The following is a 23,714-nucleotide window of genomic DNA, read 5'->3' on the forward strand; positions in this document are numbered from 1 at the left end:
TTTTTTAACATTTAAACTTACACTTTATAAACTATATCTGAAATTGATAAACATAATATGAATCATTTTATGTATATTATAACAAACAATATGAAAATATTACTTTTTATTGATATGTTTATGGATGAATATTGATAAAATTTAAACTTATACACCCTTTTATGTGTAATGGTAATCCAAAATACCAACAAAGCTGATCATAAACAAAAAGCCACCTATTTATGGCTACTTTCCAAATCAATATTGACTATATTATTGAGTTCATAAAGCTTCATATTTTCAGTTTTCTAAACTTCTGATACTATCCTTTTCTTTTGTAAAACTATCATAAATTCAATACATATATCTCATGAACCATTTATACTAAATCACGATTTACTAAATCTAGATTTAGTCATATTATATTGACATATAGATGATCGAATGATTTTAAATAAAAAGAGCAATTAAAAATATAATAGAACCAATAATACAAAACGTTCCCATAACACGCATCAAAGCGATATACAACTCTGAAGGTTCTCCGTTCTTCACATCCCAGAAATGTTCTATTTTCCATAACAGATCAGGTCTTCCTACCATAGCAATCCCCAATAACAACAATACCACTATCCAAACATACTCCATAACAGTCACATCCCTTATCTTTATTTTAACATACTCTTTTCTTTTTCATAGAATTTCAATCAATAAAATTTGAACTTATACATCCTTTCATGTATAATGAGTATGCTAAAAAAGAGGTGAAAAAATGGAAGGTTTTTGGTATGAATTAAAACATGTTTGTAAACAATCTGGTGCAAGATATGGGATTTTACATACACCACATGGCGATGTTGAAACACCTATGTTTATGCCAGTAGGAACACTTGCTACAGTGAAAGGTATTTCTCCAGAACAATTAAAAGAAATGCATTCTCAAGTCATTTTAGCAAACACTTATCATTTATGGTTAAGACCTGGTGAAGATGTTGTTAAAATGGCTGGCGGATTACATAAATTTATGAATTATGATGGTCCTATTTTAACTGATAGTGGTGGTTTTCAAGTCTTCTCTTTAGGAAAGACAAGAAAGATTGAAGAAGAAGGCGTGACTTTTAAAAGTATTGTTGATGGAAAGAAATTATTTTTATCTCCTGAAAAATCTATTCAAATTCAAAATGATTTAGGTGCTGATATTATCATGAGCTTTGATGAATGCGCTCCATATCCTTCAACACATGAATATATGAAAAAAAGTGTGGAAAGAACTCTGCGTTGGGCAAAACGTGGTAAAGATGCTCATAAAAGAAAAGATCAGGCTTTATTTGGGATTGTACAAGGTGGAGAATTTGAAGATTTAAGAGAACTGTCAGCTAAAGAATTAGTGAAAATGGATTTCCCTGGCTATTCTATAGGAGGAACAAGTGTTGGTGAACCTAAGGATGTCATGTATAAAATGATTGATGATGCAGTGAAATGGCTCCCTCAGGATAAACCACGTTACTTAATGGGTGTTGGGAATCCTATTGATTTAATTGAAGGTGCTATTCGTGGTATTGATATGTTTGACTGTGTTTTACCAACAAGAGTTGCAAGACATGGAGCATTAATGACACATCATGGACGTATGAATATTAATAATGAAAAATATAAATATGATTTTACGCCTATTGATGACAAATGTCATTGTTATACATGTCAAAACTATACACGTGCTTATTTAAGACATTTACATAAATGTGATGAATTATTTGGAAAAAGTTTATTATCTATTCATAATGTTGCTTTCTTACTTCAATTAAGTGAAGATATAAGAAAAGCCATTCAGGAAGATCGTTTATTAGATTTTAAAGAAGAATTTTTAAATAGTTATGGTAGAGATGTTTATGAAAGGGCGTTTTAAATGAAAATTAGTGAATTTGATTATGATTTACCAGAGGAATTGATTGCGCAAACTCCTCTACAAAAAAGAGATACTTCACGTTTAATGGTCTTAGATAGAAAAACAAAAACGATTGAAGACAAGCATTTTTATGATATTTTAGACTATCTACATGCTGGGGATATTTTAGTCAGAAACAATACAAAAGTCATTCCTGCCAGACTTTATGGAATAAAAGAAGAAACTGGTGGTCATGTTGAAGTCTTGCTTCTTAAAGATTTAGGTGAAGATGTATGGGAATGTCTTGTGGGAAATGCACGTATTGTGAAAATGGATACTGTCATTACTTTTGGAGATGGTTCTTTAAAAGCCAAATGTGTACATATTGGAGAAGAAGGTATTCGTCATTTTCAAATGATGTATGAAGGCATTTTCTATGAAGTCTTAGATCATCTTGGCACAATGCCACTTCCTCCTTATATCAAGGAAAAGCTTGATGATCCTCATCGTTATCAGACTGTTTATGCCAAAGTCGAAGGTAGTGCCGCCGCACCTACCGCTGGTTTACATTTTACTGAAGATATTTTAAAGAAAGCTCAAGACAAAGGTGTTGAAATCCTAGATGTCACTTTACATGTAGGTCTAGGAACTTTTAGACCAGTGAAGGTTGATGATGTATTAGAACATCATATGCATAGTGAATTTTATATGATTGATGAAGACACTGCTCAAAAGCTTAATCAAGCCAAAGCCAATGGACAACGCATTATCAGTGTTGGAACAACTTCAACAAGAACACTTGAAGCCAACTTTAAAAAATATGGAAAATTTCAAGCTACACAGGAAAGTACTGATATCTTTATTTATCCAGGTTATCAGTTTGAAGCTATTGATGCTTTGATTACCAATTTCCATCTTCCTAAATCAACATTAGTGATGCTTGTGAGTGCATTTGCTGATAAAGATTATATTATGAAAGCTTATCATCATGCTGTGGAAGAAAAATATCGTTTCTTCTCATTTGGTGATTGTATGTTTATTCAATAATGAAAATCAATTATGATCTTAAATTACAGGAAGAACTTCAAAAAATTGGCAATCAGAAACCAACATTATTACTTCATGTCTGTTGTGGACCATGTTCTAGCAATGTGATTAAAGAATTATGCGAACATTTTGAAATCACAATCTATTATTCCAATTCCAACATTTATCCATCTGATGAATATCAAAGACGTTTCCATGAATTATTATCTTTTATTGAAAGATTTAATCATGATTTCAATCAAAACATTCAAGTCATTGAAGATCCTTATAATAATAGTGAATGGATTTCTCATCTTTATCCTTTAAAAGATTATCCAGAAGGAAGTATAAGATGTCGTCTTTGTTATAGCTTGAGAATGCGTAAAACATTTGATTATGCAAAAATCAATCATTATGATTATTGGACAACTGTTTTAAGTGTATCACCACATAAAAATAGTCAATGGATTAATGAGATTGGAGATCAATGGCAAAGTGAATCACCCAAATTCTTATATGCTGATTTTAAGAAAAATAATGGTTATTTAAAATCAACACAAATGACTAAAGAATATGGAATGTATCGCCAAAATTATTGTGGCTGTATGTTCAGTTATGAAGAAATGTTAAAAAGAGAAGAACATAAAGTTGAACAAAAGCAGGATGCCTAATGCATCCTGTTTTTTGTGATTAAAGTAACATAATAAGCGTTCCTGCCACAATCATCATTAATCCAATAAAAGATTTTAAATTCAGTTTTTCATGAAAAACAATATAAGAGAAAAGCACCGTGACTAAGATACTCAATTTATCAATCGGCGTGACAAGACTGGCTGGCCCAATCTGCAATGCCCTATAAAAACATAACCATGAAGTTCCAGTCGCTATACCTGATAAAAAAATATAAATCAATTCGTGCTTAGGAACTTCTTTAACGCTATTTTGCGCATTTGTCGCAACCACAACAACCCATGCCATCACCAAGACAACACTTGTACGAATGGCAGTTCCTAAATTGCTTTCAATATGACTGATTCCTACCTTTCCTAAGATGGTTGTTAAACTGGCAAAGACAACTGATAACACAGCATAGATCAACCAATGATTGTCTTCTTTTTGATTTGTTTCCTTTTTCTCCAACATCAAAAAAGTTCCCGTCATCATCAAGATCATCCCGATAATTTTATAAATATTGACTGTTTCATGAAATAAGATAAAACTTAAAATCACGGTGAGAACAACACTTGTCTTATCTATTGCAGCCACTTTATTAATATTCCCTAATTGTAAAGCTCTAAAATAACATAACCAGGATGCACCTGTCGAAAGACCTGATAACACCAAAAAAAGTATTGTCTGATAAGATAAGTTCGCTATTTCATGAAAAGAACCTACAATAAAAACCATAATCCATGAAAAAATCAAAACAACAATTGTTCTGAGAGCTGTCGCTACATGTGAATTTGTATCATGTATACCACATTTTGCTAAAACAGCCGTTATTCCTGCAAAAAATGCTGAACCAAATGCATATAAAATCCACATCTCTTTGACCTCTTTTCTGGTATTTCTTCTTTCTTCATTCTCATAACTCTATTTTATAACGATTTTCATTATAAAAAAAGCAAGAATCAACGTTCTTACTTTTGATAAACATGTTTATAGGCTTTTTGTCTTGTTATTTTTAATACATTTTCCTCACCAGGAAAATGAACAGGATTCATATGTGTCTGCTGATAAATCTCCAGCAAATCTATAACATCCTGATAGATTTCTTCAATCTCCATATTTCCATACATTCTTGGTGGTAAAATATAAATAGGGACTTGAACATCAGTCTTTTCAAGTAACTGTTTCACATAAATATTAAGGTGTGGACAACAAATAATAATATCAAAGTTATCTATCTTTTCTAAAACAAGAGAAAAAGGAGAAAACTCCATTTCAAGTTGATTCGATAAGTTCTTGGCAATAATCTCCTTTTTCATTCTTTCAGCGACATAACTTGATGAAAAGCCACCACCACAGCATAATAAGACTCTAATCATGTGTTGCCTTACATTTCTCTACAAAGATTTTTATTTTTTGAGTTGCAATCTTTAATTCTTCAAGACTGTAAGCATAAGAAACACGGATAAATCCTTCTCCTGCTGGTCCAAAAGCAGTTCCTGGAACACAAGCTACTTTTTGATCTTCTAACAGTTTTTCACAGAATTCATCAGATGTGAGTCCAGTTGAACGAATACATGGAAAAACATAGAAAGCGCCTTGAGGTTTAAATGTTTCCAGTCCCATATCATTAAATGTTTTCACTAAAAAGTTTCGTCTAGCCTTATAAGAATCTCGCATTTTCAAGACTTCATCATAACAATGTCTTAATCCTTCAATAGCTCCATATTGGGCAGCTGAAGGAGCAGACATGATGATATATTGATGAATTTTATTCATAGCTTTTGTAAATACAGAATTAGCGAGAACATAACCCAAACGCCATCCAGTCATCGCAAAGGCTTTAGAAAAACCACTCACAACAATCACCTGATCTTTGATTTCATCAAATGAAGCAATTGAACAAAATTCTTCTTCATAACTCAATTCTGCATAAATTTCATCAGAAATCACGATAAGACCTGATTCCTTAATAATAGGAACAATCTTTTCATAATCACTCTTTGTCATAAATCCACCGGTTGGATTTGATGGATAATTAATCAATAATGCTTTTGTTTTGGGTGTAATCGCAGCTTTTAAAAGCTCTGGTGTTAATTTAAACTCATCTTCCTGACGTAAATTAATTGTGACAGGAACCCCTCCTGCAAGCTCAACACCAGGTGTATAAGCTACATATCCAGGATCCAAAACAATCATTTCTTCTCCAGGATTTAATATAGCACGAATCGCAATATCAATACCCTCTGATCCCCCAACAGTCACAATACAGTTCTCTTTGGCATTATAATCCACATGAAAACGATCACGATAATATCGACAGATTTCTTCTCTTAATTCCTGTAATCCCTGATTAGCTGTATAAAATGTTCTTCCTTTTTCAATGGAATAAATCGCAGCTTCTCGAATAGCCCAAGGTGTTGTAAAATCCGGTTCCCCAACTCCTAAAGATATGACATCTTCCATTTGTGAAGCTAAATCAAAGAATTTTCTAATTCCACTTGGTTTAATTGTTTTGACTCTATCACTTAAAATATCATTATAATCCATTATGGAGTCACCACCAATCTATCATTTTTTCCATCTTCATCTTCAATTAAAACAACACCATTATTTTTGTATTGTTTTAATACAAAATAAGTTGATGTTCCTGTCACTCCATCTACACATGCCAGTTTACTAGCCACAAAATGAGCAACTTCCTGCATTGTCTTTCCTTTAACAATACATACAAATTCAAAACTTCCACTCAATAAATACATTGTATCAACTTCATCAAATTTATAAATATGACTCGCAATACGATCATAGCCATATTCTCTTTCTGGACTTGCATTGACTTGAATCAATGCTGTTACAATTTCTGTATTTGTTAAATCCCAGTTGACAATTGTATGATAACCACAGATCACTTTCTTCTGTTCTAATTCCGTTAATTTTTGAATGACATTATCTTTAGATTCATCTAAGGCGGCCGCTAAATCAGTAATCTTCATCCTCGCATTTTTTTGTAATAAACTTAACATTAACTTCTCTTCCATATTCGCTTCCTCCTTCAATATAGTATCTATTGTATTACACTTTTGTGTATTATGAAAGAATTTTATAATTTTCTTTTTATTATTTCTATGTTTTTATACCTTTTTTTATTCATTTCATAAAATATTATGATAAAATATTTTATATAGCGAAAGGAGCTTTAACATGAAAATCTTTTATGTATCAAGTTATGGAAAACATCATGATAAAGGTATTTATATCATGAAATTTGATGAAAAAACATTAGAAATGAAACGTATTCAACAAATCGAAACTCAAGACTACCCTTCTTATATGATATGTAATGATCACACTTTATATGTCGCTTATAAAAATGCCAATTCTCATAGTTATGGAGGGGGATTAGGAAGTTTTTCAATCTATAAAGATGAACTGATTTTAAATAATAATTATCATTCCAGCGGTCGTTCTTATACACATTTATGCGTTGATCAAAATAATCGCTATCTTTTTGCGGCAAATTATCATGTTGGCGCAACTGCTTCTTACCAATTAGAAAATAGTATTATTACTCAAAAAATTTGTGCAGTTCATCATGTCGGTTTAGGTCCCGATCTTTTAAAACGCCAAACAGGTCCACATGCGCATTATGTTGGCATCACTCCTGATCAGGAATTTGTTTATTCTGTTGATTTAGGTGCTGATAAAGTCGTTATGTATCGTTACTCTCAAGGTGTTTTATTAGAAGATCCTCATTATACTTTAAATATTGTTCCTGGTTCTGGTCCACGTCATATGATTTTTTCTCATGATGGTCGTTTTGCCTATCTTGTCAATGAGATTGCTAATAATATTATGGTCTTTAAATATTATCAGGGCCATTTCCAATTAATACAGGCTATTCACTGTATACCAAGACATTTTAAAGGTTTTTCAAGTGCTGCTGCTATTCGCTTAAGTCATAGTGGAAATCATCTTTTTGTATCAAATAGAGGGCATGACAGTATAGCTATGTACCGCGTCAATAAAGAAAGTGGTAAAATTTCTTTACTCTATATGGTTCATACAAAAAAAGATCCTCGAGATTTCCAAATTGTTGATGATCGTTATTTAATTATTGCTTGTCAAGGCAGCAATCTGTTACAGGTGATGACATTCAATGAAGATACAGAAGAACTTGTTTTAAGTGACTCTTCAATTGAAATACCTGAACCTGTTTGTGTAGCTTTTGAATAGACTCTGCATATCACTTTGATTCATTAAAAAAAACACTATATTTGTTAACCAAGCAATCAGGTTTATTCAAACATAGTGTTTTATTTATTCACTATAATGATGATGTTTTAACCATTCAAAGCATCCCAGTCCAACAACAGCCACAATGAGTTCAGTCACTGGAAATGCACTCCAGACACCATTCATCTTTGCTATAGCGGAGAGGAGAAAAGCCATTGGAATGATAATGATAAATCCCCTTAATAAAGAAATAATATGTGCAGGCAAAGGATGTTCAACAGAAGTAAAATACATTGATAAAATAATATTAAATCCAGCAAATGGACAAGCAATGAAATATAACTTCAACCCTTGTGCTGCAATTGTCTGCAACATTGCATTATTCTCACTATTAAATATTTGTGTGATGGAAGATGCACCAAAGAAAACAGTTGTATAAATAACAGCTGAAATTATTAACATAGTTAATAATGCATATTTCAATACTCTATAAATGTTATCTAAATGATTCAAGCCATAATCTCGACTCATTAATGGCTGTATACCTTGAGCAATCCCAGTATATATAGCCATGACAACTAATGATAAATTAGCAATAACACCATATGCAGCAACACTCACATTCCCTTCAAGATTTAAAATAATGGTATTAAAAACAATCATGACAATTCCAGAAGAAACTTCTGTAACCAAAGAGGGTACACCACTTGAGAAAATACCAGTGATTGTTTTTAATGAAATTGTACTTTTTATAAAATGAAATTGATTTTTCTTTTTGAAAAAATGTGGTGATAAAATGCACATGCTGATAATAGGAGCTAATCCTGTCGCAAAGACAGCTCCAAAAATGCCCATTTGACAAGGAAAAATAAAGATATAATCTAAAACAATATTAGAAAAACTTCCTCCTAGCATTGCAGTCATGGAAAGCTGTGGTGCCCCATCATTACGTACAAAACAAAGAAAAACATTATTCATTAAAAAAGCTGGCGCAAACAATAATATCACTTGTAAATATGTTTTTGACATATCAAAAACATTCCCCTGCTCAACAAATAATGAAATAATTGTTCCAGAAAATAAGAAACCTATCAAAACAAAAATAATCGCAAAACATATAGCTAATAAAACAGCATGAGTGAATGTCTTGTTTGCATCTTGATGATGTTCCTGGCTTTTTAATATGGAATATTTTGTTCCACCACCCATACCAATCATCAAGCCACTTCCATGAATAAAACTATAAATAGGAATAGCCAAATTTAAAGCTGTCAATCCATCTGTACCAAGTCCTTTAGAAACAAAAAATGTGTCTGCTAAAATATAGCACGATAAACCAATCATACCTAACACATTTAAAGATGTATACCTAAAAAATTCCTGTAAACTCTCTAATTTCTTCATGTTTTCTTTATCCTTTCATTTTATCAATTGAATAGATATATTAAACATTTTATTGACTTTTGTCACCTTTTCTATCTTTACAAAAGAAAAGCACTGATTGTCGTATCTTCAATGGCCTATCGATACGAAACCAATGCTTAAAATTTACCCGGCGGCAAACAATCATATATCTGCTATGCATTCTATCACAAGAGATAATATATATCAATACATCTCATTATTTTTTCATCTTAATCACATAAACAACTTCTTCATCTGTTTCAGAAATATCTACTGTTGTTTCCACTCCTGCTTGCTGTACCATCATGGCAGCCTGATCTAATGTATTCATAGCAATTTTTAAATTTTGTGAAATACTTTTTGTTTTAGGTTTTGGCTTTTTGGGTTCAATTTTCTTTTTGATTTTTTCTTCTGTCTGTTCAACATTTAAACCCTTATCCATAATTTCTCTTAACATATTATTTTGTTTTGCTGTTGTATCTAACTTTAATAAAGCTCTGGCATGTCTTTCTGTGATATCTTTTCTTCGTACTGCTTCTTGAACAGTCATCGGAAGTTGTAATAACCTTAACTTATTTGCAATAGTTGATTGCTTTTTACCAACTTTTTGAGCTAATTCTTCCTGTGTTATATTTTGTGTATCTAAGATTTGTTGATATGCTAATGCTTCTTCAATGGCTGATAAATTCTCTCGTTGAATATTCTCAACAATTGCAGCTGTGGCAGTCTGTTGTTCATCATAATTTTGAACAAGACATGGCACTTCTTCTATACCTGCCAAAAGACATGCACGATAACGTCTTTCCCCAACAACAATCTGATACTTCCCATGATAAGGTCTGACCACAATAGGTTGTAATAATCCATTTTGTTGAATAGATACAGCTAATTCCTGAATTTTTTCATTTTCAAAATGTGTTCTTGGCTGATGCTCATTAGCTTCAATTTTATGTATATCTATAAATTTATATTTCGGCTCTTTCACAAAATCCTCTCCTTATAATCCGTTCCTTATTATAGCATTTTTATTCAAAAAACAAAAGAAATCAATAACACAAAAAAACAATTATCAACAGACCTCTTTATAAAGAGTCTCTGTTGATAATTTTAACATCAATCCCTAATCAATTAATTTTAAATAACGAAAAGCATTATATAACCCATCATCATTAACATCTGTTGTAATATAATCAGCAGCAGCTTTAATTTCTTCGCCACCATTTCCCATAGCCACATTATAATCACAACATTCAAACATAGATAAATCAATTTTAGCATCTCCAAAAGAAATCGTATCTTTTTGGTCAGCACCTAAATAATCCAATAAAACTTCAATAGCATGTCTTTTTGTAATACCAGTTGGACCTAAATCACCATACAAGGCCACTTCTCCCTTACCTCCCCATGTATTCGCAATCAAATGAGGAAATTCTTTTTGAGAATCTAAATGATCTTGATAACGACTTAAAATAAAACTAATTTTATTCACATCATCTCGATATAAATCTTCTCCCTGCAAATGAATAAAACCATCCATAAACTTCTCTGAAGATTCTTTAGCTTTCGTTAAATCTGCACCTTTACCCTGTGCATATTTCACCATTGTTTCTGGTCCCTGTTCCAACATATAATCATTACAATACATACCACTATTGGCTTCTAAATAAAATCCTAAATGTCTTTCATTACACCAGTCTACAATATGTTTGACATCTTCCTTTGATAATCCCTGATGCATCACAACATGCCCATGATCTTCTACATAAGCTCCATTCCCACCAATCATACCATCTAATTCACAAAGGTTTCTCTGTTCAATTTCAGCTTTTGAACAACCTGTACAAATATAAACTTTATGTCCATTTGCACGTGCCTGATTAACTGCCTGAGCAGCTGAAGCTGGTAATTTTGCCTCATAATCAATTAATGTTCCATCAACATCTAAAAATATAATCTTGCTCATATTGTCTCTCCTTTTCCACTATTATTTTTATTATAACATGTTTCAAAAAAATAACAGCATGAAATCATGCTGTTATTGAACTTTCACTTCACCAGATAAGACTTTCTGATAATCTTCATAATTCTTTTGAAGCAGTGCTGGGGTATCTAATTCATAAGGACATCGACTTGAACATTGACCACAATGCAAACAACCTTCAATCTTTTTCATTTCTGCCTGCATATCTTCAGTCAACCAGTTTTGTGATGGTGCTCTTCTTAACATCAATGACATACGGGCACATTGATTAATCATAATACCTGCTGGACATGGCATACAATATCCACATCCTCGACAGAAATCACCTGATAATTCTATTTTTTCTTTTTCTATAAATGCCTTCATTTCATCATCAAGAACCGGTGTATCCTGCATATAGGATAACCATTCATCTAATTCACTTTCTTTTTGAATTCCCCAAATAGGTAAAACATTATCAAATTGACTCATATAAGCCATTGCTGGACGTGACTGATTAATTAATCCTCCAGCTAACCCTTTCATCGCAATGAATCCCATATTAGCTTCTTGACTCTTTTGAACCAGTTCTATTTCTTTTTGAGATGATAAATAACTAAAAGGGAATTGAATTGTTTCATAGAGATGAAAATCAACAGCATCTAATGCAACTTGTAACTGATGAGCAGTGATTCCAATATGTCTGATTTTCCCTTGTTTTTTAGCTTCTAACATACATTCATACATACCTGTTCCATCATTTGGTGCATAAACTTGTGAAGCACAATGAAACTGATAAATATCCACATAATCCGTTTTCAATAACGATAATGATGTGTCCAATTGCTTCCAAAATTCCTCAGGTGTCGTTGCCATTGTCTTTGTTGCAATATAATAGCTACTACGCGGATAAATATGTAATGCTTCTCCTAATTTTTCTTCACTGTCGCTATAAGCTCTTGCTGTGTCAAAAAAACGCATTCCTCCATCATAGGCTTTTCTTATAATAGTGACCCCTTCTTCTTTAGAAACTCTTTGAACAGGTAATGCTCCAAACCCATTTTGTACAACTTGAATACCTGTACTTCCTAAAATGATTTCCTTCATACGCCTAACCTCTTTTCTTACTTTTTATTCTAACACAACTTATTTCTTTTTTGAAAGCTTGATATTTTGAATCGTATGACAATAAGGACATTGAACATGATAATCTTGAACCTGACGATTCACATTGCCTATAACCTGAAAAAAGTGAGGTTTCCATGTTCGATGACAATGTTGACATTGAAAATAACGATTTTGACTTACTATGACATATAAAATAATCATACATGAAACAATGCCTAGAACACCTATCATTATCATTTTCAATACTTCCTTTCCTTATTGATTTTCTTCAAAAAATAATCTCTATCAGATTCTATCATATATACTTACTGCCTTCTTTAATGGAAGGTTTAGCCATTTTTTCATGATATTGTTGAATAAAATCACGAACCCATTGTGGATTTGTTTTAGAATAATCTCTTAATATCCAGCCTATCGCTTTGTTGATAAAAAACTCATGACTATTCAAATTATTCACAAGAATCTTTTCTAACAAGATGGTATTTGTTTTTTCTTTTCGTCCTAACTGATGATCAATAGCTAATCTTCTTAGCCAAAAGTCATCATCTAATGACCATTCCAGCATTAAATCATCAACACGTTGGTCTGTTAATCCAATTTGACCAATAATCGTATCAAAATTATCAATAGAATCCCACCATTGTTTATCTTTTATATAAACTTTCATATGCTGAATATCTTCATAAACCAATTGATTTTGAAACATTTTTAAATAATCACAGACAAAATATTGAAATTCTCTATGGGAATCTTGATAACATAAATCTAAAAAATCCCAATCAATTTGTTTGTGTTTCTTTTCCTGTTTCAAAAAATCTTTATAAAGCTTTCTTCTTTGAGGGGTTGGTATTCCGTAGAAAACAAACTGATTTTTCATATATTGGGCCATAGATAAAGCTTGATTTTGATCTTGCATATTTTCAAATAACTGTTTGATATATAAATACTTATCCATCATTCCACATCCTTAGTTTCATTATAACATAAAAGACGAGTTTCCTCGTCTTATAAATCGCATATTCCTTTGCCTTCTCCATACATGCTATACCAGTCGGCATTGAAATCATCTACTGCTTTTTCTATGCTTGGATTCTTGAAAATCTGTTTCAAGATCTCTACTGGTGCTGTAATGGACTGCGCTCCATAATTGAAGGCATCTCTAATCTGTTGCACTCCCTTGAATGATGCTGCGACTATCTTTGTATCATATCCATCCATGACAATACGATTTGATAATTCATTGATGAGCTCCATTGGATCTGCTCCTAGATTTCCAATTCTATTGACATATGGCGCAATATAGTCTGCCCCTGCTGCCAGTGCCATATAAGCCTGCATCAAATCATAGACCGCTGTCGCTGTGACATGAATGTTTTCTTCCTTCAACATCTTAATCGCTTTGATTCCTTCATAAGATACGGGTACTTTGATATAGACCTGTCTATCTATTTCTTCAAGAATTCTATGTGCTTCCTTGACCATGCTTTGACAATCCTTAGAAATCACCTGAATATGAAGACTTCTATCCTTTCCAATAATATCTCTGATTGCTCGCATATGTGCAAAGAAATCCTCTGGGCTTGTCTTCTTGACAATAGAAGGATTGCTTGTAACACCTACGATAGGCATATAAGCAACGGCTTCCTTAATTTCTTCTAAATCAACTGTATCAATAATAAATTCCATAATCTTCTCCTCCTGTTATTCTTTGATTAAATTTTTGATACCATTTTGATAAACAATTTGATAAAATGTTTCCATTTCTTCATCTGTTAATTTCTTATATTTTGAATCAATCCCATAATCAAAATCAACCCACTCATATTTAGCAGATGCCAAGGGATTATAATTGAGTAATTCATATTGGACATCTGGATAAATATGCGATAAAAATTGACTAATAGATTGAATATTTTGTTCTGTTGCAGTGATTTGAGGAATCAATGGTGTCCTGATAATCACTTTATGTCTATGTTCACTTTCTAAGACATATTGAATATGTTTTTTGATTGTTGATAATGAACCTCCAACATACTTTTGATGCATATCTTCATCATTGATTTTTAAATCAATATAAATCTGATCAAGATATGGTAATGCTTTTTGAATGAAATCTAATGACGTATAAAGTGTTGTTTCAATGGCAGTGTGAATACATTGTTGGTGACAACGTTTCAAAATATCAATTAAGAACTCTCCCTGCATAAATGGTTCTCCACCAGAAAAAGTTACTCCACCACTATCACGATAAAAAACACGATCAGACTCAATTTCTTTCATCAGCATATCAACATCATAATATTGACTGTCATAACGAATTGCAGCCGATGGACAGACATGAATTAATTGATCAAAATCACCTTGATAATCTTTATTGAAATAAGGTCTATCATTTTGATAAATCATTTGTCCTGCTTTTGCATACTTTTCACAACAGCGACAATGTATACAATTGTTTTGAAAATAAACAGGTTGTCTTTGTGGTGATATACCCTCGGGATTTTGACACCATATACAATGAAGGGGACAACCTTTAAAGAAAATGGTTGTTCTAATACCATCCCCATCATGTACAGCAAATCTTTTAATATCAAACACTAATGCTTTAGATGTTGTCATATGTTGTCCTTTCAATGATTTCATCCTGTAATTTATGCGCTAACTCTACAAAATAAGCTGTATATCCTGCCACGCGTATTGTTAATGATTTATGAAGTTGAGGACGAATCTGGGCATCTTCGAGATCTTCACGTCTGACAACATTGAACTGAATATGTGTAACTTTTAAATCAACAAAAGCTCTTAAAAAGTTTTCAAATTTGTTCATTCCATTTTTTGTTTCAAAAAACTCTGGTAAAAACTTCATATTCAATAAGCCACCATTCGTTGTTAAACTATTGTTTAAACGTGATACTGATTTTAAAACTGCTGTTGGACCTTTCAAATCACGTCCATAAACAGGGGACATACCCCCATCAGCTAATGGCGTTAAAGCATTTCTTCCATCAGGAGAAGCGCCAACATTTTCTCCCATTGGAACATGAGCTGAAACTGTATACATACCTGTATGATATGGGCCACCACGATAATTCGTATAATCTTTCATTCTTGATCTAAAATACTCAGCCCATTTAGCTCCTAAACGATCAACCCATTCTACATCATTTCCATATTTAGGCACTTTATTTAACAACATTGTCTGAATGATTTCATATCCTTTAAAATCTGATTGTAAGGCTGCTAGTAATTCCTTAGCATCAATAACCTGATCATCATAAACCAATTGTTTCATAGCAGCTAAAGAATCTGCCAAGTTTGCGATTTGAATCATTTGAATACCAGATAGATTATATTTAGCTCCACCTTTTGTGACATCTAAACCATTTTCTAGACAATCGTCAATAACTGATGATAAGAAAGCTGTTGGTAAACAATCTTGATGAGCTTTTTCAACGATGACTTCACATTGCATCATCTTGTCTATAAAGTAATCAATTTGTTGTTGAAAGGCTTTTTCTAAATCTTCAAATGTCTGATAAGTATCCAATCCTCCTAGATCCAATCCAATCTGTTCATGTGTCAATAAACACTTGCCATGATTCAATGTCAATTCCAAAGCTTTATTCAAATTAAACATAGCTGCATCAGACCAACCTAAATTGTTGCCATGTGTTGTTAATTCTACACAACCTACGATTGCATAATTTAAAGCATCTTTCTTTTCAATACCTAGTTCCATTAACGCATGAACAATGGCTTCATCATTAAAGAATTGTGGCATACCACTTCCTTTGGATACAACCTCAATGGCTTTTTGCATCAGCTCATGAGAACTATTGCGATTTAAACGTACTGATAAATTCGGTTGTGGTAGTCCTAAATCATATTGGCACTGTAAACAAAGTAAAGAAAGCTCATTATAGGTGTCATTACCATTTTCATCCTCGCCCCCAATCGCAATATTAAATCCAATGGGGAATCCTGCAAAATATTTGGCACTATTTTGATTACGTAAATAAACGATCTGATTAAATTTTAACCATAAACATTCTAAGATGTCTAAAGCATCTTCCATAGATATCTTTCCTGATTCTATATCTTTTTGATAATAAGGATATAAGTATTGATCCATTCTTCCTGGAGAAAAAGAAGACGCATTAGATTCCATATGCAATAGGACGAATAAAAACCATAAGGATTGCACAGCTTCATGGAATGTTTCAGGTGGACGTTTTGTGAGATTTAAACAATTGTTTGCGACTGTTCTTAAAGATTGTTGATAAGGTTCTTCCACTTCATCAATATTTTCCATAATCATATCATGATATCTTTTCATAAATGTACAGGCACCCTGCATAACCAGAACAACACATTCATAAAACTCTTTTTGTGATTCCTCACATGTCTTTAATTTTTCTTGAGCCTGATTCATGATTCCTAATGGTCCCATCTTTAACCATAATGCGCTGTCAGGACAAATATGACCTTGAGCATGATCTTTTTGATTGATTTTTACAACCTTAGCAATACTTTGAATTTCCTGACCGCCATGATGTTTAATGACATCTTCCATTGATTTTCCTTTCCAATAAGGATAAATCTTTTCCCTAAATTCTTGAATATCTTCTTCTTTTACATGAAACTGATCTTGTGGTCGAGTTGGTAATGTTTCAAATTCGTTGTTGACCCATGAACATCCACTTTCTGGAAAAACAACACCATATCTCACACCCTTTGTACGATTACCAACAATTAACTCTTCTTTTTCAAAACCTATTTCCAATTCTTCCATAGCTGCTTTTAAAGATAAGGCTCTTTTTTTAGGAATAGATAAATGTTCATTTTCCTGATAAACACGTGTAATAATACGTGCCTGTTCAATAGATGCATAACGTGGTGCTGATAACATTTTATCTTTTAAGATTTGAATTCTTTGACTCATTAATTTTTCCATAGCTTCCTCCTATATGATATCTATGTCATACTCTTTGATATATTTTTGATCATCTTTATTTAAAGAACCCGCTACAATCATGCCATCTAAATCTTCTAAGTTTCCATAGATAAATTGACCATCTTCTCTTCGTTTTCTTTCTTCACATACAATATAATTCATTTGACTTTGTTTCATAACAGCCTGTTTCATCAAACCATCTTCCACATAATAAGTAGAAATCTTTCCATGATTCATATCAACACCTACAACACCTAGAAACGCCTTATCAATCTTAAAGTTTTGAATCATCTGCACAGATAATCCTCCCCAGAAACCATCTCTTTCCTTATTCAGTTCACCGCCAATAAAAATAACAGATATGTTTTTATTATGTCTTAAAAGATCTAAAATCTCTATCATATTGGTGATGACATTAAGCGTTAATGTCGACTGATTTAACAGTTTAGCGACCTCTACATGCGTTCTTGAGATATCCAGAAAAATAGTATCCTGATTTTTTAATAATGAAATGACTTTATCAGCAATGACTATACGTTCTTCATTATTCATATCTTTACGTTGTAAACTGCTATACAAATGAGGATTCGTACGAATACTCATGGCTCCACCATATGTCTTTTTTAATAATCCTTTTTTCTCTAAGACAGCCAAATCTTTACGTATACAATCTTCTGTAACCTGATATTTCAAACTTAAATCTTTGACTTTAACACTGCCTGATTGATTCACCTGTTCAACAATATCATCCTGTCTTTCCTTCGCAAACATTCTCATCCTCCTTTATTAGTATTTATTGTTTAATCTTATTATATATTATTTTTTATTGTTTTCAATACATTTTCTCATTGAGAAAATAAAAAGACATTAGTTATCACCAATGTCCTGTCCTAAAGATAAATAAATGAAATATTCATCATCAATTCCATAAGATTCACTCAAATAAATGCTTTCATCATCCTTATAATCACTCACAACAAAACGTGTATTATCATCTTCATCAACTTTTAATTTTGATTTATATTCCTCAATAGCTCCAAAAATATCAATATTAAACTTTTCATTAATCTTTTCTATCTGTGCTTGATCTAAATTGAGGTCATTTTCTCTAATCGTTCCTTGATTATTCCATGATAATGTTATAGATTGATGATAAGGTTCCTGATTTTGAAAACTAATAGAAGCTGTTAAATTTATGACATCATCAGATCCATATACATTAGTAGAAGCACTTAAATTATCTCCATAAATATAATAATTTTCATTCGCCTCTACATCTTGCAATAACAACTCATCACTAAAGAAAGTTTTCAAATCATTTTCATAATCCAATGCAATCTGCATTGTTCCATCATCATCTCCATTATCAATACCTTCCTGAAATGATTCTCCTTCAATTTCTGTATAGTTATGGCTATTATAATTACTTACAATATTTCCAATAAAAACAGATGCCATCTGAACAACAGCAATCAATGCCACTATAAAAATAATGTATTTTCTAAAAGTAGATGTTTTTGTTCGTTGAGAACGATTACGTGTTTTTTCTCTACGTGGTATATAAATTTTTTTATTACGTTTTGGTTTAAAAACTTCTGGCTCTGGATAATTTGCAGATGTTGCCTGCGTATGAGTCGCTGTTGAACTGTGTCTAACACGATAGCCACAATTTGGACACCTATCTGCTCCCGGTGGTATTTTTGTATCACATACATCACAACGCATAATGATTTCCCCTTTCCCCTATTAGATTTCTATACTTTTATTATAATTGTTTATAAGTCAAAATAGAAGAAAAGTTTACATATTTAGATAATTAATCATCTATGAAGTTGTTATTTGTAAATATTAAATCTTTTCTTCTCACGATCTATCCAAATCAATGAAACAATCACATCAATAAATCATAACCATGATAAACAACACTATTTTCTCTATCATTTTATATTTCTATATATATTTATGTATAAATATATATAGAAATATGATATACTATAAATGAGGTGATTCATTATGGAACATATTACAATTAGACCAATATCTGATTTGAGAACGAAATTAACTGAAATATCAAAAGAGATACATGAAAGCAACCAGCCTATTTATCTAACAAAGAATGGATATGGAGACATGGTTCTCATGAGTATGGAGGCTTATCAAGAAATGATTGAAAACAATGAAATATATTTAAAAATGAAAGAAGCGAAAATTTATGCTGAATTAAATACTAAACGATTAAGCCATGAAGAAGTATTTAATAACTTGCATGAATTCATTGATAGTCTTTAATGAATGAATACAAAATAGAATATTTACAATTATTTAAAGACGATTTGAATGATATTGTAAAATATATCACATTAAAACTTGATAATAAACCTGTAGCTCATAAATTAGTCAATGAAGTACAAAAGAAAATAGAACTATTAAAAACAAATCCAGAAATTTATCAATATTACGATTTTATAAAACCACTCAAGAAACAATATAGATATTTTATAGTAGGGAATTATATTGTATTTTATGGTGTAGATAAAAAAACGAAGGTTGTATCTATATATAGAATCTTATACAATAAGACAAATATGAATAATGCTATAAAATAGTTCATATATCCCCTCAATCAGCTTTATATGATATAAAGCTGATTTTTATTATATAAAAGCTTATCAAATCATCATGTACGAAAAAACGCATCAACTGATGCGTTATAATGGTTTCTTTTTAATTCTACTAAAATCTCTAGGGTATTGAGAAGGTGTACTCTTCACTTTATGTATATAGATGTTACAACGATGATCATTTTCATCTGTTAATGTGAAGCTTTCCTGTTTCATGACTTCTCCACCTAATTTTTCTATACCCTGCATAGCTTCCTGTAACTCTTCTTGAGCTTTTAATCCTTTTAAAGTTATAAAATCTCCATCAACTTTCACTAAAGGCAAGCATAATTCATCTAAAATATTTAATCTTGCGACTGCTCTTGCTGTGACAATATCAAATGATTCACGATGTTTAACTGCATATTCTTCAGCTCTCGCACTTATAGCATCAACATCTTTTAAATCTAAAACTTGGATTAAATGTTTTAAAAATGTAATACGCTTTGAAAGTGAATCAACTATAGTAACTTTTAATTCTGGATAGACAATCTTTAAAGGAATAGAAGGGAAACCTGCTCCTGCGCCTACATCACATAAAGATTGATTGGACAAAGCATAATCAAATGAAATCGTTAATGAATCATAGAAATGTTTCAAATAAACATCTTCTTTTTGAGTAATGGCTGTTAAATTCATTTTTTGATTCCATTCAACTAATGTTTGATAATAAAGTTCAAACTGTTCAAGTTGTTTTGATGTTAAAGTGATACCTTTATCTAAAAGGGCTTGTATAAATTGTTCCTGATTCATATATACCTCTTAATAATGTTGTTTTAAATAGATCAACAAGACTGAAATATCAGCTGGATTGATTCCTGAAATACGTGATGCCTGAGCAATTGTGACTGGTCGAATTTCAGATAACTTTTGTTTTGCTTCCAAAGAAAGATTTAAAACATCTTCATAATCAATATCTTGAGGAATCTGTTTTTCTTCCATTTTTCGTTGTTTTTCTACTTGTCTTAAAGTCTTATCAATATATCCTTTATATTTAATAAGAATTGTCACTCTTTTTTCTTCTTCTAATGTCAAATGAGCATCCTCAATATATGGTTTTAACTTCTGATAATCCATCTCTGGTCTCTGTAATAATCCTTTAGCACTGATACCTTCTTTTAAAGGTGTAGATCCTAATTGTACTAATAATTCATTGATTTCATGTTTTGGTGTAAAACGAATAGTATCTAATCTTTCTATTTCATTATGAATATGATTCATCTTTTCTAAATAAGCCTGATAAACTTCCTCTCTAACAAGACCTGCATCATATCCATATTGTCTTAATCTTTCATCCGCATTATCATGTCTTAATAATAAACGATATTCAGCACGTGATGTTAACATACGATAGGGTTCTTTTGTTCCTTTTGTAACCAAATCATCAATCATGACACCAATATAAGCCTCATTTCTTTTTAAAATTAATGGTTCTTCATGATTGATTGCCTTCACAGCATTAATACCTGCCATTAATCCTTGAGCTGCTGCTTCTTCATAACCACTTGTTCCATTGATTTGTCCTGCTGTAAAAAGATTTTTAATCACTTTTGTTTCTAATGATGGCCATAATTGTAATGGATCAATCGCATCATATTCTATCGCATAAGCATATTTTAAAATCTGACAGTTTTCCAATCCTGGAATCGTACGTATCATTTGTTCTTGAATATCATGAGGCATGGATGTTGAAAAACCTTGAACATAAATGGTATTCATTTCTTTGGATTCTGGTTCTAAGAAAATCTGATGTTGTGGTTTATCAGAAAATTTCACAACTTTATCTTCAATAGAAGGACAATATCTTGGTCCTATTCCTTTGACAATCCCTGAATACATACTACATCTTGATAAATTATCTTTAATAATTTGATGTGTTGTTTCATTTGTATATGTTAAATAACAAGGAGTTTGTTTTTCAATAGGAACAAATGTTGTTGTTTCATAACTAAATGCAAGAGGTTCGTCAGTGCCTGGCTGTAATTGTGTTTTTGAATAATCCACACTGTTGATTTCTACTCTTGGAGGTGTTCCTGTTTTCAGTCTTTGAATACGGAAGCCTAAATCTCTCAGTTGATCAGATAAATACAATGATGGCTTTTCCTGATCAGGTCCACTTGGTGTCTTTTGATCTCCAACCATGACTTCAGCTTTTAAATAAGTTCCTGTTGTTAAAATGACAGTTTGTCCCTCATAAGCTGTGCCATCAGCTAAAGTGACTCCTTTAACTGTCTGATTTTCAATGATTAACCCTTCAACCATAGCTTCTATGATATCTAAGTTTTCCTGTTGTTTTAAGACATTTTGCATATAACGTGGATAAGCTTTTTTATCTGCCTGAGCACGTAATGATTGAACTCCTGGTCCTTTGGCCGTATTTAACATCTTCATTTGCAAGTATGTCGCATCCGTTGTTTTCCCCATCTGACCACCTAAAGCATCAATCTCTCTGACAATAATTCCTTTTGCTGGTCCACCGATAGAAGTATTACAAGGCATAGATCCTACATTTTCAAAATTCGATGTCACTAACAATGTTTTCTTCCCTATTCTTGACGTAGCTAAACATGCTTCAATTCCTGCATGTCCTCCTCCTACAACAATGACATCATACATTTTCCCTCACACTCCTTTAATCTGTTTCATCTTAGCACAAAATATTCATATTATCAAATTGAATTATTCATACATTCTTAATAGATAAAACTTTTAGGTATCTTGAAGTTTTGTTGCACATAAAATGAAGCATATGCTATAATACTTTTGAGGTGAAAACTTATGAATCCTAAAGACATATTAGAAAAATATTATCATTTTGCAGTTGTAGGAGTCACTCCTAATCAAGAAAAATACGGTTATAAAATCTTTAAGCGTTTATTAGAAAAGGGATATCAGACTTATGGTGTATCCCCTATCTATCAAAATATAGATGATTATCATATTTATCCTCATTTAGAGGCTATTGATCATCCTATTGATGTTGTGGTTTTTGTGGTCAATCCAAAATATGCCTATGATTACATTGATGAAATGTCTGGCATTGGTATTCGTTATGCATGGATGCAACCAGGAACATATGATGATCAATTATTACAATATATGAAAGATCAAGGCATTACACCTATTCTTGCCTGTATCTTAGTTGAAACAGAATAAATCAGCCCATCAAGGCTGATTTTTTCAATTTTGTATAATTTGATGATTTTGATCATATAAAGTCCAATCAGCTATATGACATGAACTCCCCTCTAACATATAAATATCAAGAATATAGGAATCATTCATTTCTTTTTTATAAACTTTCCCATTATTCACAAAAGAATATTGAGAGGCATTTTGTTTATTCTTTCCATAAACAACAACCATAGCCTGATGAGAATCTGCATAATTGAAAGTATCTATGTCCTGGGAAGAAGAACTCTCTCCCCAAAATTGATAGTTATCCATCCATAAATTATGAACATTTTCATAAATAAGCAAATGACTTTGAGCTTGATCGTCTTGATAAACTATAAAATACAAATTATCCTGATATTTTACTTTTTCAATCGTTTCAAAATGACTATCTCTTTTTGATATATCTTGAATAAGATAACTATAAAAATCTTGACTTTGACGATTCATCATAAATAAACACCCTATAACCAGTAATATCAAACAAATCAAAACATGAAAATATTTCTTTATAACACTCATAAATCATTCTCCTTCATATGTCATCTTTTCATAGAATGTCATAATTTTTATTTTTGTTCGACTCATTTTTATAAATATTTTATTAATTTTATGTTAAACAAAAATATATTTTCATTT

26 protein-coding genes are annotated in these 23,714 nt (G+C 31.6%); 7 read left to right on the forward strand and 19 right to left on the reverse strand.

Annotation, left to right across the window (positions count from 1 at the left end; all coding sequences use genetic code 11):
• Positions 1-429 precede the first annotated feature (429 nt).
• On the reverse strand, positions 430-627 hold the full coding sequence (locus tag ACESR5_RS02920) for a DUF6199 family natural product biosynthesis protein (RefSeq protein WP_087244892.1): 198 nt from the start codon (positions 625-627) through the stop codon (positions 430-432).
• 124 nt (positions 628-751) lie between these two features.
• Between ACESR5_RS02920 and tgt the strand changes: the two genes are divergently transcribed.
• The 3 genes from tgt to ACESR5_RS02935 are packed head-to-tail and all read left to right on the forward strand — an operon-like array spanning position 752 to position 3,561.
• Entirely contained in the window at positions 752-1,885 is a 1,134-nt protein-coding gene (tgt, locus tag ACESR5_RS02925; RefSeq protein ID WP_087298262.1) for a tRNA guanosine(34) transglycosylase Tgt, read from the forward strand.
• A complete protein-coding gene (queA, locus tag ACESR5_RS02930; protein WP_087304721.1) occupies positions 1,886-2,911 on the forward strand; it encodes a tRNA preQ1(34) S-adenosylmethionine ribosyltransferase-isomerase QueA in 1,026 nt (341 codons plus the stop codon). It abuts the gene before it with no gap.
• Positions 2,911-3,561 carry an epoxyqueuosine reductase QueH gene (locus ACESR5_RS02935; protein WP_087244895.1) on the forward strand — a complete coding sequence of 217 codons (651 nt, stop codon included), beginning with the start codon at positions 2,911-2,913 and terminating at the stop codon, positions 3,559-3,561. The genes queA and ACESR5_RS02935 overlap by 1 nt, the downstream gene beginning before the upstream one ends.
• 19 nt (positions 3,562-3,580) lie before the next feature.
• Here the strand turns inward: ACESR5_RS02935 and ACESR5_RS02940 are convergent, their stop codons facing one another.
• From ACESR5_RS02940 to ACESR5_RS02955, 4 genes are all read right to left on the reverse strand, one after another.
• On the reverse strand, positions 3,581-4,435 hold the full coding sequence (locus ACESR5_RS02940; protein WP_373154147.1) for an EamA family transporter: 855 nt from the start codon (positions 4,433-4,435) through the stop codon (positions 3,581-3,583).
• 95 nt (positions 4,436-4,530) lie between these two features.
• Positions 4,531-4,938, reverse strand: a complete 408-nt coding sequence (locus tag ACESR5_RS02945) for a PTS sugar transporter subunit IIB (protein ID WP_087936529.1) — start codon at positions 4,936-4,938, stop codon at positions 4,531-4,533.
• On the reverse strand, positions 4,931-6,109 hold the full coding sequence (locus ACESR5_RS02950) for an aminotransferase class I/II-fold pyridoxal phosphate-dependent enzyme (protein ID WP_087244898.1): 1,179 nt from the start codon (positions 6,107-6,109) through the stop codon (positions 4,931-4,933). Before ACESR5_RS02950 ends, ACESR5_RS02945 begins: the two co-directional genes overlap by 8 nt.
• On the reverse strand, positions 6,109-6,600 hold the full coding sequence (locus tag ACESR5_RS02955) for an Lrp/AsnC family transcriptional regulator (protein WP_087244899.1): 492 nt from the start codon (positions 6,598-6,600) through the stop codon (positions 6,109-6,111). The genes ACESR5_RS02950 and ACESR5_RS02955 overlap by 1 nt, the downstream gene beginning before the upstream one ends.
• A gap of 163 nt (positions 6,601-6,763) precedes the next feature.
• Here ACESR5_RS02955 and ACESR5_RS02960 point away from each other — a divergent pair, with 163 nt between their 5' ends.
• Positions 6,764-7,795 (forward strand): lactonase family protein, encoded by a 1,032-nt coding sequence (locus tag ACESR5_RS02960; protein WP_087297924.1) that lies wholly within the window; start codon positions 6,764-6,766, stop codon positions 7,793-7,795.
• A gap of 84 nt (positions 7,796-7,879) precedes the next feature.
• Here the strand turns inward: ACESR5_RS02960 and ACESR5_RS02965 are convergent, their stop codons facing one another.
• The 11 genes from ACESR5_RS02965 to ACESR5_RS03015 all read right to left on the reverse strand — a co-directional run bounded on the left by ACESR5_RS02965 (position 7,880) and on the right by ACESR5_RS03015 (position 18,966).
• On the reverse strand, positions 7,880-9,199 hold the full coding sequence (locus ACESR5_RS02965; protein ID WP_373154148.1) for an MATE family efflux transporter: 1,320 nt from the start codon (positions 9,197-9,199) through the stop codon (positions 7,880-7,882).
• Between the two features lie 217 nt (positions 9,200-9,416).
• Complete coding sequence (locus ACESR5_RS02970) at positions 9,417-10,184, reverse strand: ParB/RepB/Spo0J family partition protein (RefSeq protein WP_087244902.1); 768 nt, start codon at positions 10,182-10,184, stop codon at positions 9,417-9,419.
• Between the two features lie 135 nt (positions 10,185-10,319).
• Positions 10,320-11,162 carry an HAD family hydrolase gene (locus ACESR5_RS02975; RefSeq protein ID WP_373154149.1) on the reverse strand — a complete coding sequence of 281 codons (843 nt, stop codon included), beginning with the start codon at positions 11,160-11,162 and terminating at the stop codon, positions 10,320-10,322.
• A gap of 72 nt (positions 11,163-11,234) precedes the next feature.
• Positions 11,235-12,266: an aldo/keto reductase gene (locus ACESR5_RS02980; protein WP_373154150.1), complete on the reverse strand. Its 1,032-nt coding sequence runs from the start codon at positions 12,264-12,266 to the stop codon at positions 11,235-11,237.
• A gap of 39 nt (positions 12,267-12,305) precedes the next feature.
• Positions 12,306-12,524: a hypothetical protein gene (locus tag ACESR5_RS02985; RefSeq protein WP_129738343.1), complete on the reverse strand. Its 219-nt coding sequence runs from the start codon at positions 12,522-12,524 to the stop codon at positions 12,306-12,308.
• Between the two features lie 58 nt (positions 12,525-12,582).
• Positions 12,583-13,242, reverse strand: a complete 660-nt coding sequence (locus ACESR5_RS02990) for a DNA alkylation repair protein (protein ID WP_373154152.1) — start codon at positions 13,240-13,242, stop codon at positions 12,583-12,585.
• A 50-nt stretch (positions 13,243-13,292) separates the two neighbouring features.
• The gene (locus tag ACESR5_RS02995) at positions 13,293-13,973 is read right to left on the reverse strand and encodes a fructose-6-phosphate aldolase (protein ID WP_087297917.1); all 681 of its coding nucleotides are present in this window, start codon (positions 13,971-13,973) and stop codon (positions 13,293-13,295) included.
• A 15-nt stretch (positions 13,974-13,988) separates the two neighbouring features.
• The gene (locus ACESR5_RS03000; protein WP_373154154.1) at positions 13,989-14,930 is read right to left on the reverse strand and encodes a glycyl-radical enzyme activating protein; all 942 of its coding nucleotides are present in this window, start codon (positions 14,928-14,930) and stop codon (positions 13,989-13,991) included.
• Entirely contained in the window at positions 14,893-17,241 is a 2,349-nt protein-coding gene (locus ACESR5_RS03005) for a formate C-acetyltransferase/glycerol dehydratase family glycyl radical enzyme (protein ID WP_373154156.1), read from the reverse strand. The genes ACESR5_RS03000 and ACESR5_RS03005 overlap by 38 nt, the downstream gene beginning before the upstream one ends.
• A 9-nt stretch (positions 17,242-17,250) precedes the next feature.
• Positions 17,251-18,012: a DeoR/GlpR family DNA-binding transcription regulator gene (locus ACESR5_RS03010; protein WP_087297915.1), complete on the reverse strand. Its 762-nt coding sequence runs from the start codon at positions 18,010-18,012 to the stop codon at positions 17,251-17,253.
• A 96-nt stretch (positions 18,013-18,108) separates the two neighbouring features.
• On the reverse strand, positions 18,109-18,966 hold the full coding sequence (locus ACESR5_RS03015; RefSeq protein ID WP_373154158.1) for a hypothetical protein: 858 nt from the start codon (positions 18,964-18,966) through the stop codon (positions 18,109-18,111).
• Positions 18,967-19,254: 288 nt separating this feature from the next.
• Between ACESR5_RS03015 and ACESR5_RS03020 the strand changes: the two genes are divergently transcribed.
• The gene (locus ACESR5_RS03020; protein WP_373154159.1) at positions 19,255-19,530 is read left to right on the forward strand and encodes a type II toxin-antitoxin system Phd/YefM family antitoxin; all 276 of its coding nucleotides are present in this window, start codon (positions 19,255-19,257) and stop codon (positions 19,528-19,530) included.
• Positions 19,530-19,847 carry a type II toxin-antitoxin system RelE/ParE family toxin gene (locus tag ACESR5_RS03025; protein ID WP_373154160.1) on the forward strand — a complete coding sequence of 106 codons (318 nt, stop codon included), beginning with the start codon at positions 19,530-19,532 and terminating at the stop codon, positions 19,845-19,847. The genes ACESR5_RS03020 and ACESR5_RS03025 overlap by 1 nt, the downstream gene beginning before the upstream one ends.
• 102 nt (positions 19,848-19,949) lie before the next feature.
• On the opposite strand, the gene rsmG is transcribed toward ACESR5_RS03025, so the two are convergent.
• Together rsmG and mnmG are read right to left on the reverse strand one after the other, a co-directional pair.
• On the reverse strand, positions 19,950-20,654 hold the full coding sequence (gene rsmG, locus ACESR5_RS03030; protein WP_373154162.1) for a 16S rRNA (guanine(527)-N(7))-methyltransferase RsmG: 705 nt from the start codon (positions 20,652-20,654) through the stop codon (positions 19,950-19,952).
• Positions 20,655-20,663: 9 nt separating this feature from the next.
• Positions 20,664-22,517 carry a tRNA uridine-5-carboxymethylaminomethyl(34) synthesis enzyme MnmG gene (gene mnmG, locus ACESR5_RS03035; RefSeq protein WP_373154163.1) on the reverse strand — a complete coding sequence of 618 codons (1,854 nt, stop codon included), beginning with the start codon at positions 22,515-22,517 and terminating at the stop codon, positions 20,664-20,666.
• 162 nt (positions 22,518-22,679) lie between these two features.
• Between mnmG and ACESR5_RS03040 the strand changes: the two genes are divergently transcribed.
• The gene (locus tag ACESR5_RS03040) at positions 22,680-23,057 is read left to right on the forward strand and encodes a CoA-binding protein (protein WP_087244617.1); all 378 of its coding nucleotides are present in this window, start codon (positions 22,680-22,682) and stop codon (positions 23,055-23,057) included.
• A gap of 24 nt (positions 23,058-23,081) precedes the next feature.
• On the opposite strand, the gene ACESR5_RS03045 is transcribed toward ACESR5_RS03040, so the two are convergent.
• Positions 23,082-23,597 (reverse strand): hypothetical protein, encoded by a 516-nt coding sequence (locus ACESR5_RS03045; RefSeq protein ID WP_087936542.1) that lies wholly within the window; start codon positions 23,595-23,597, stop codon positions 23,082-23,084.
• Positions 23,598-23,714: the final 117 nt, after the last annotated feature.

Source organism: Clostridium sp. AUH-JLR23 (assembly GCF_964238065.1).
Classification (GTDB): domain Bacteria; phylum Bacillota_I; class Bacilli_A; order Erysipelotrichales; family Coprobacillaceae; genus Allocoprobacillus; species Allocoprobacillus merdigallinarum.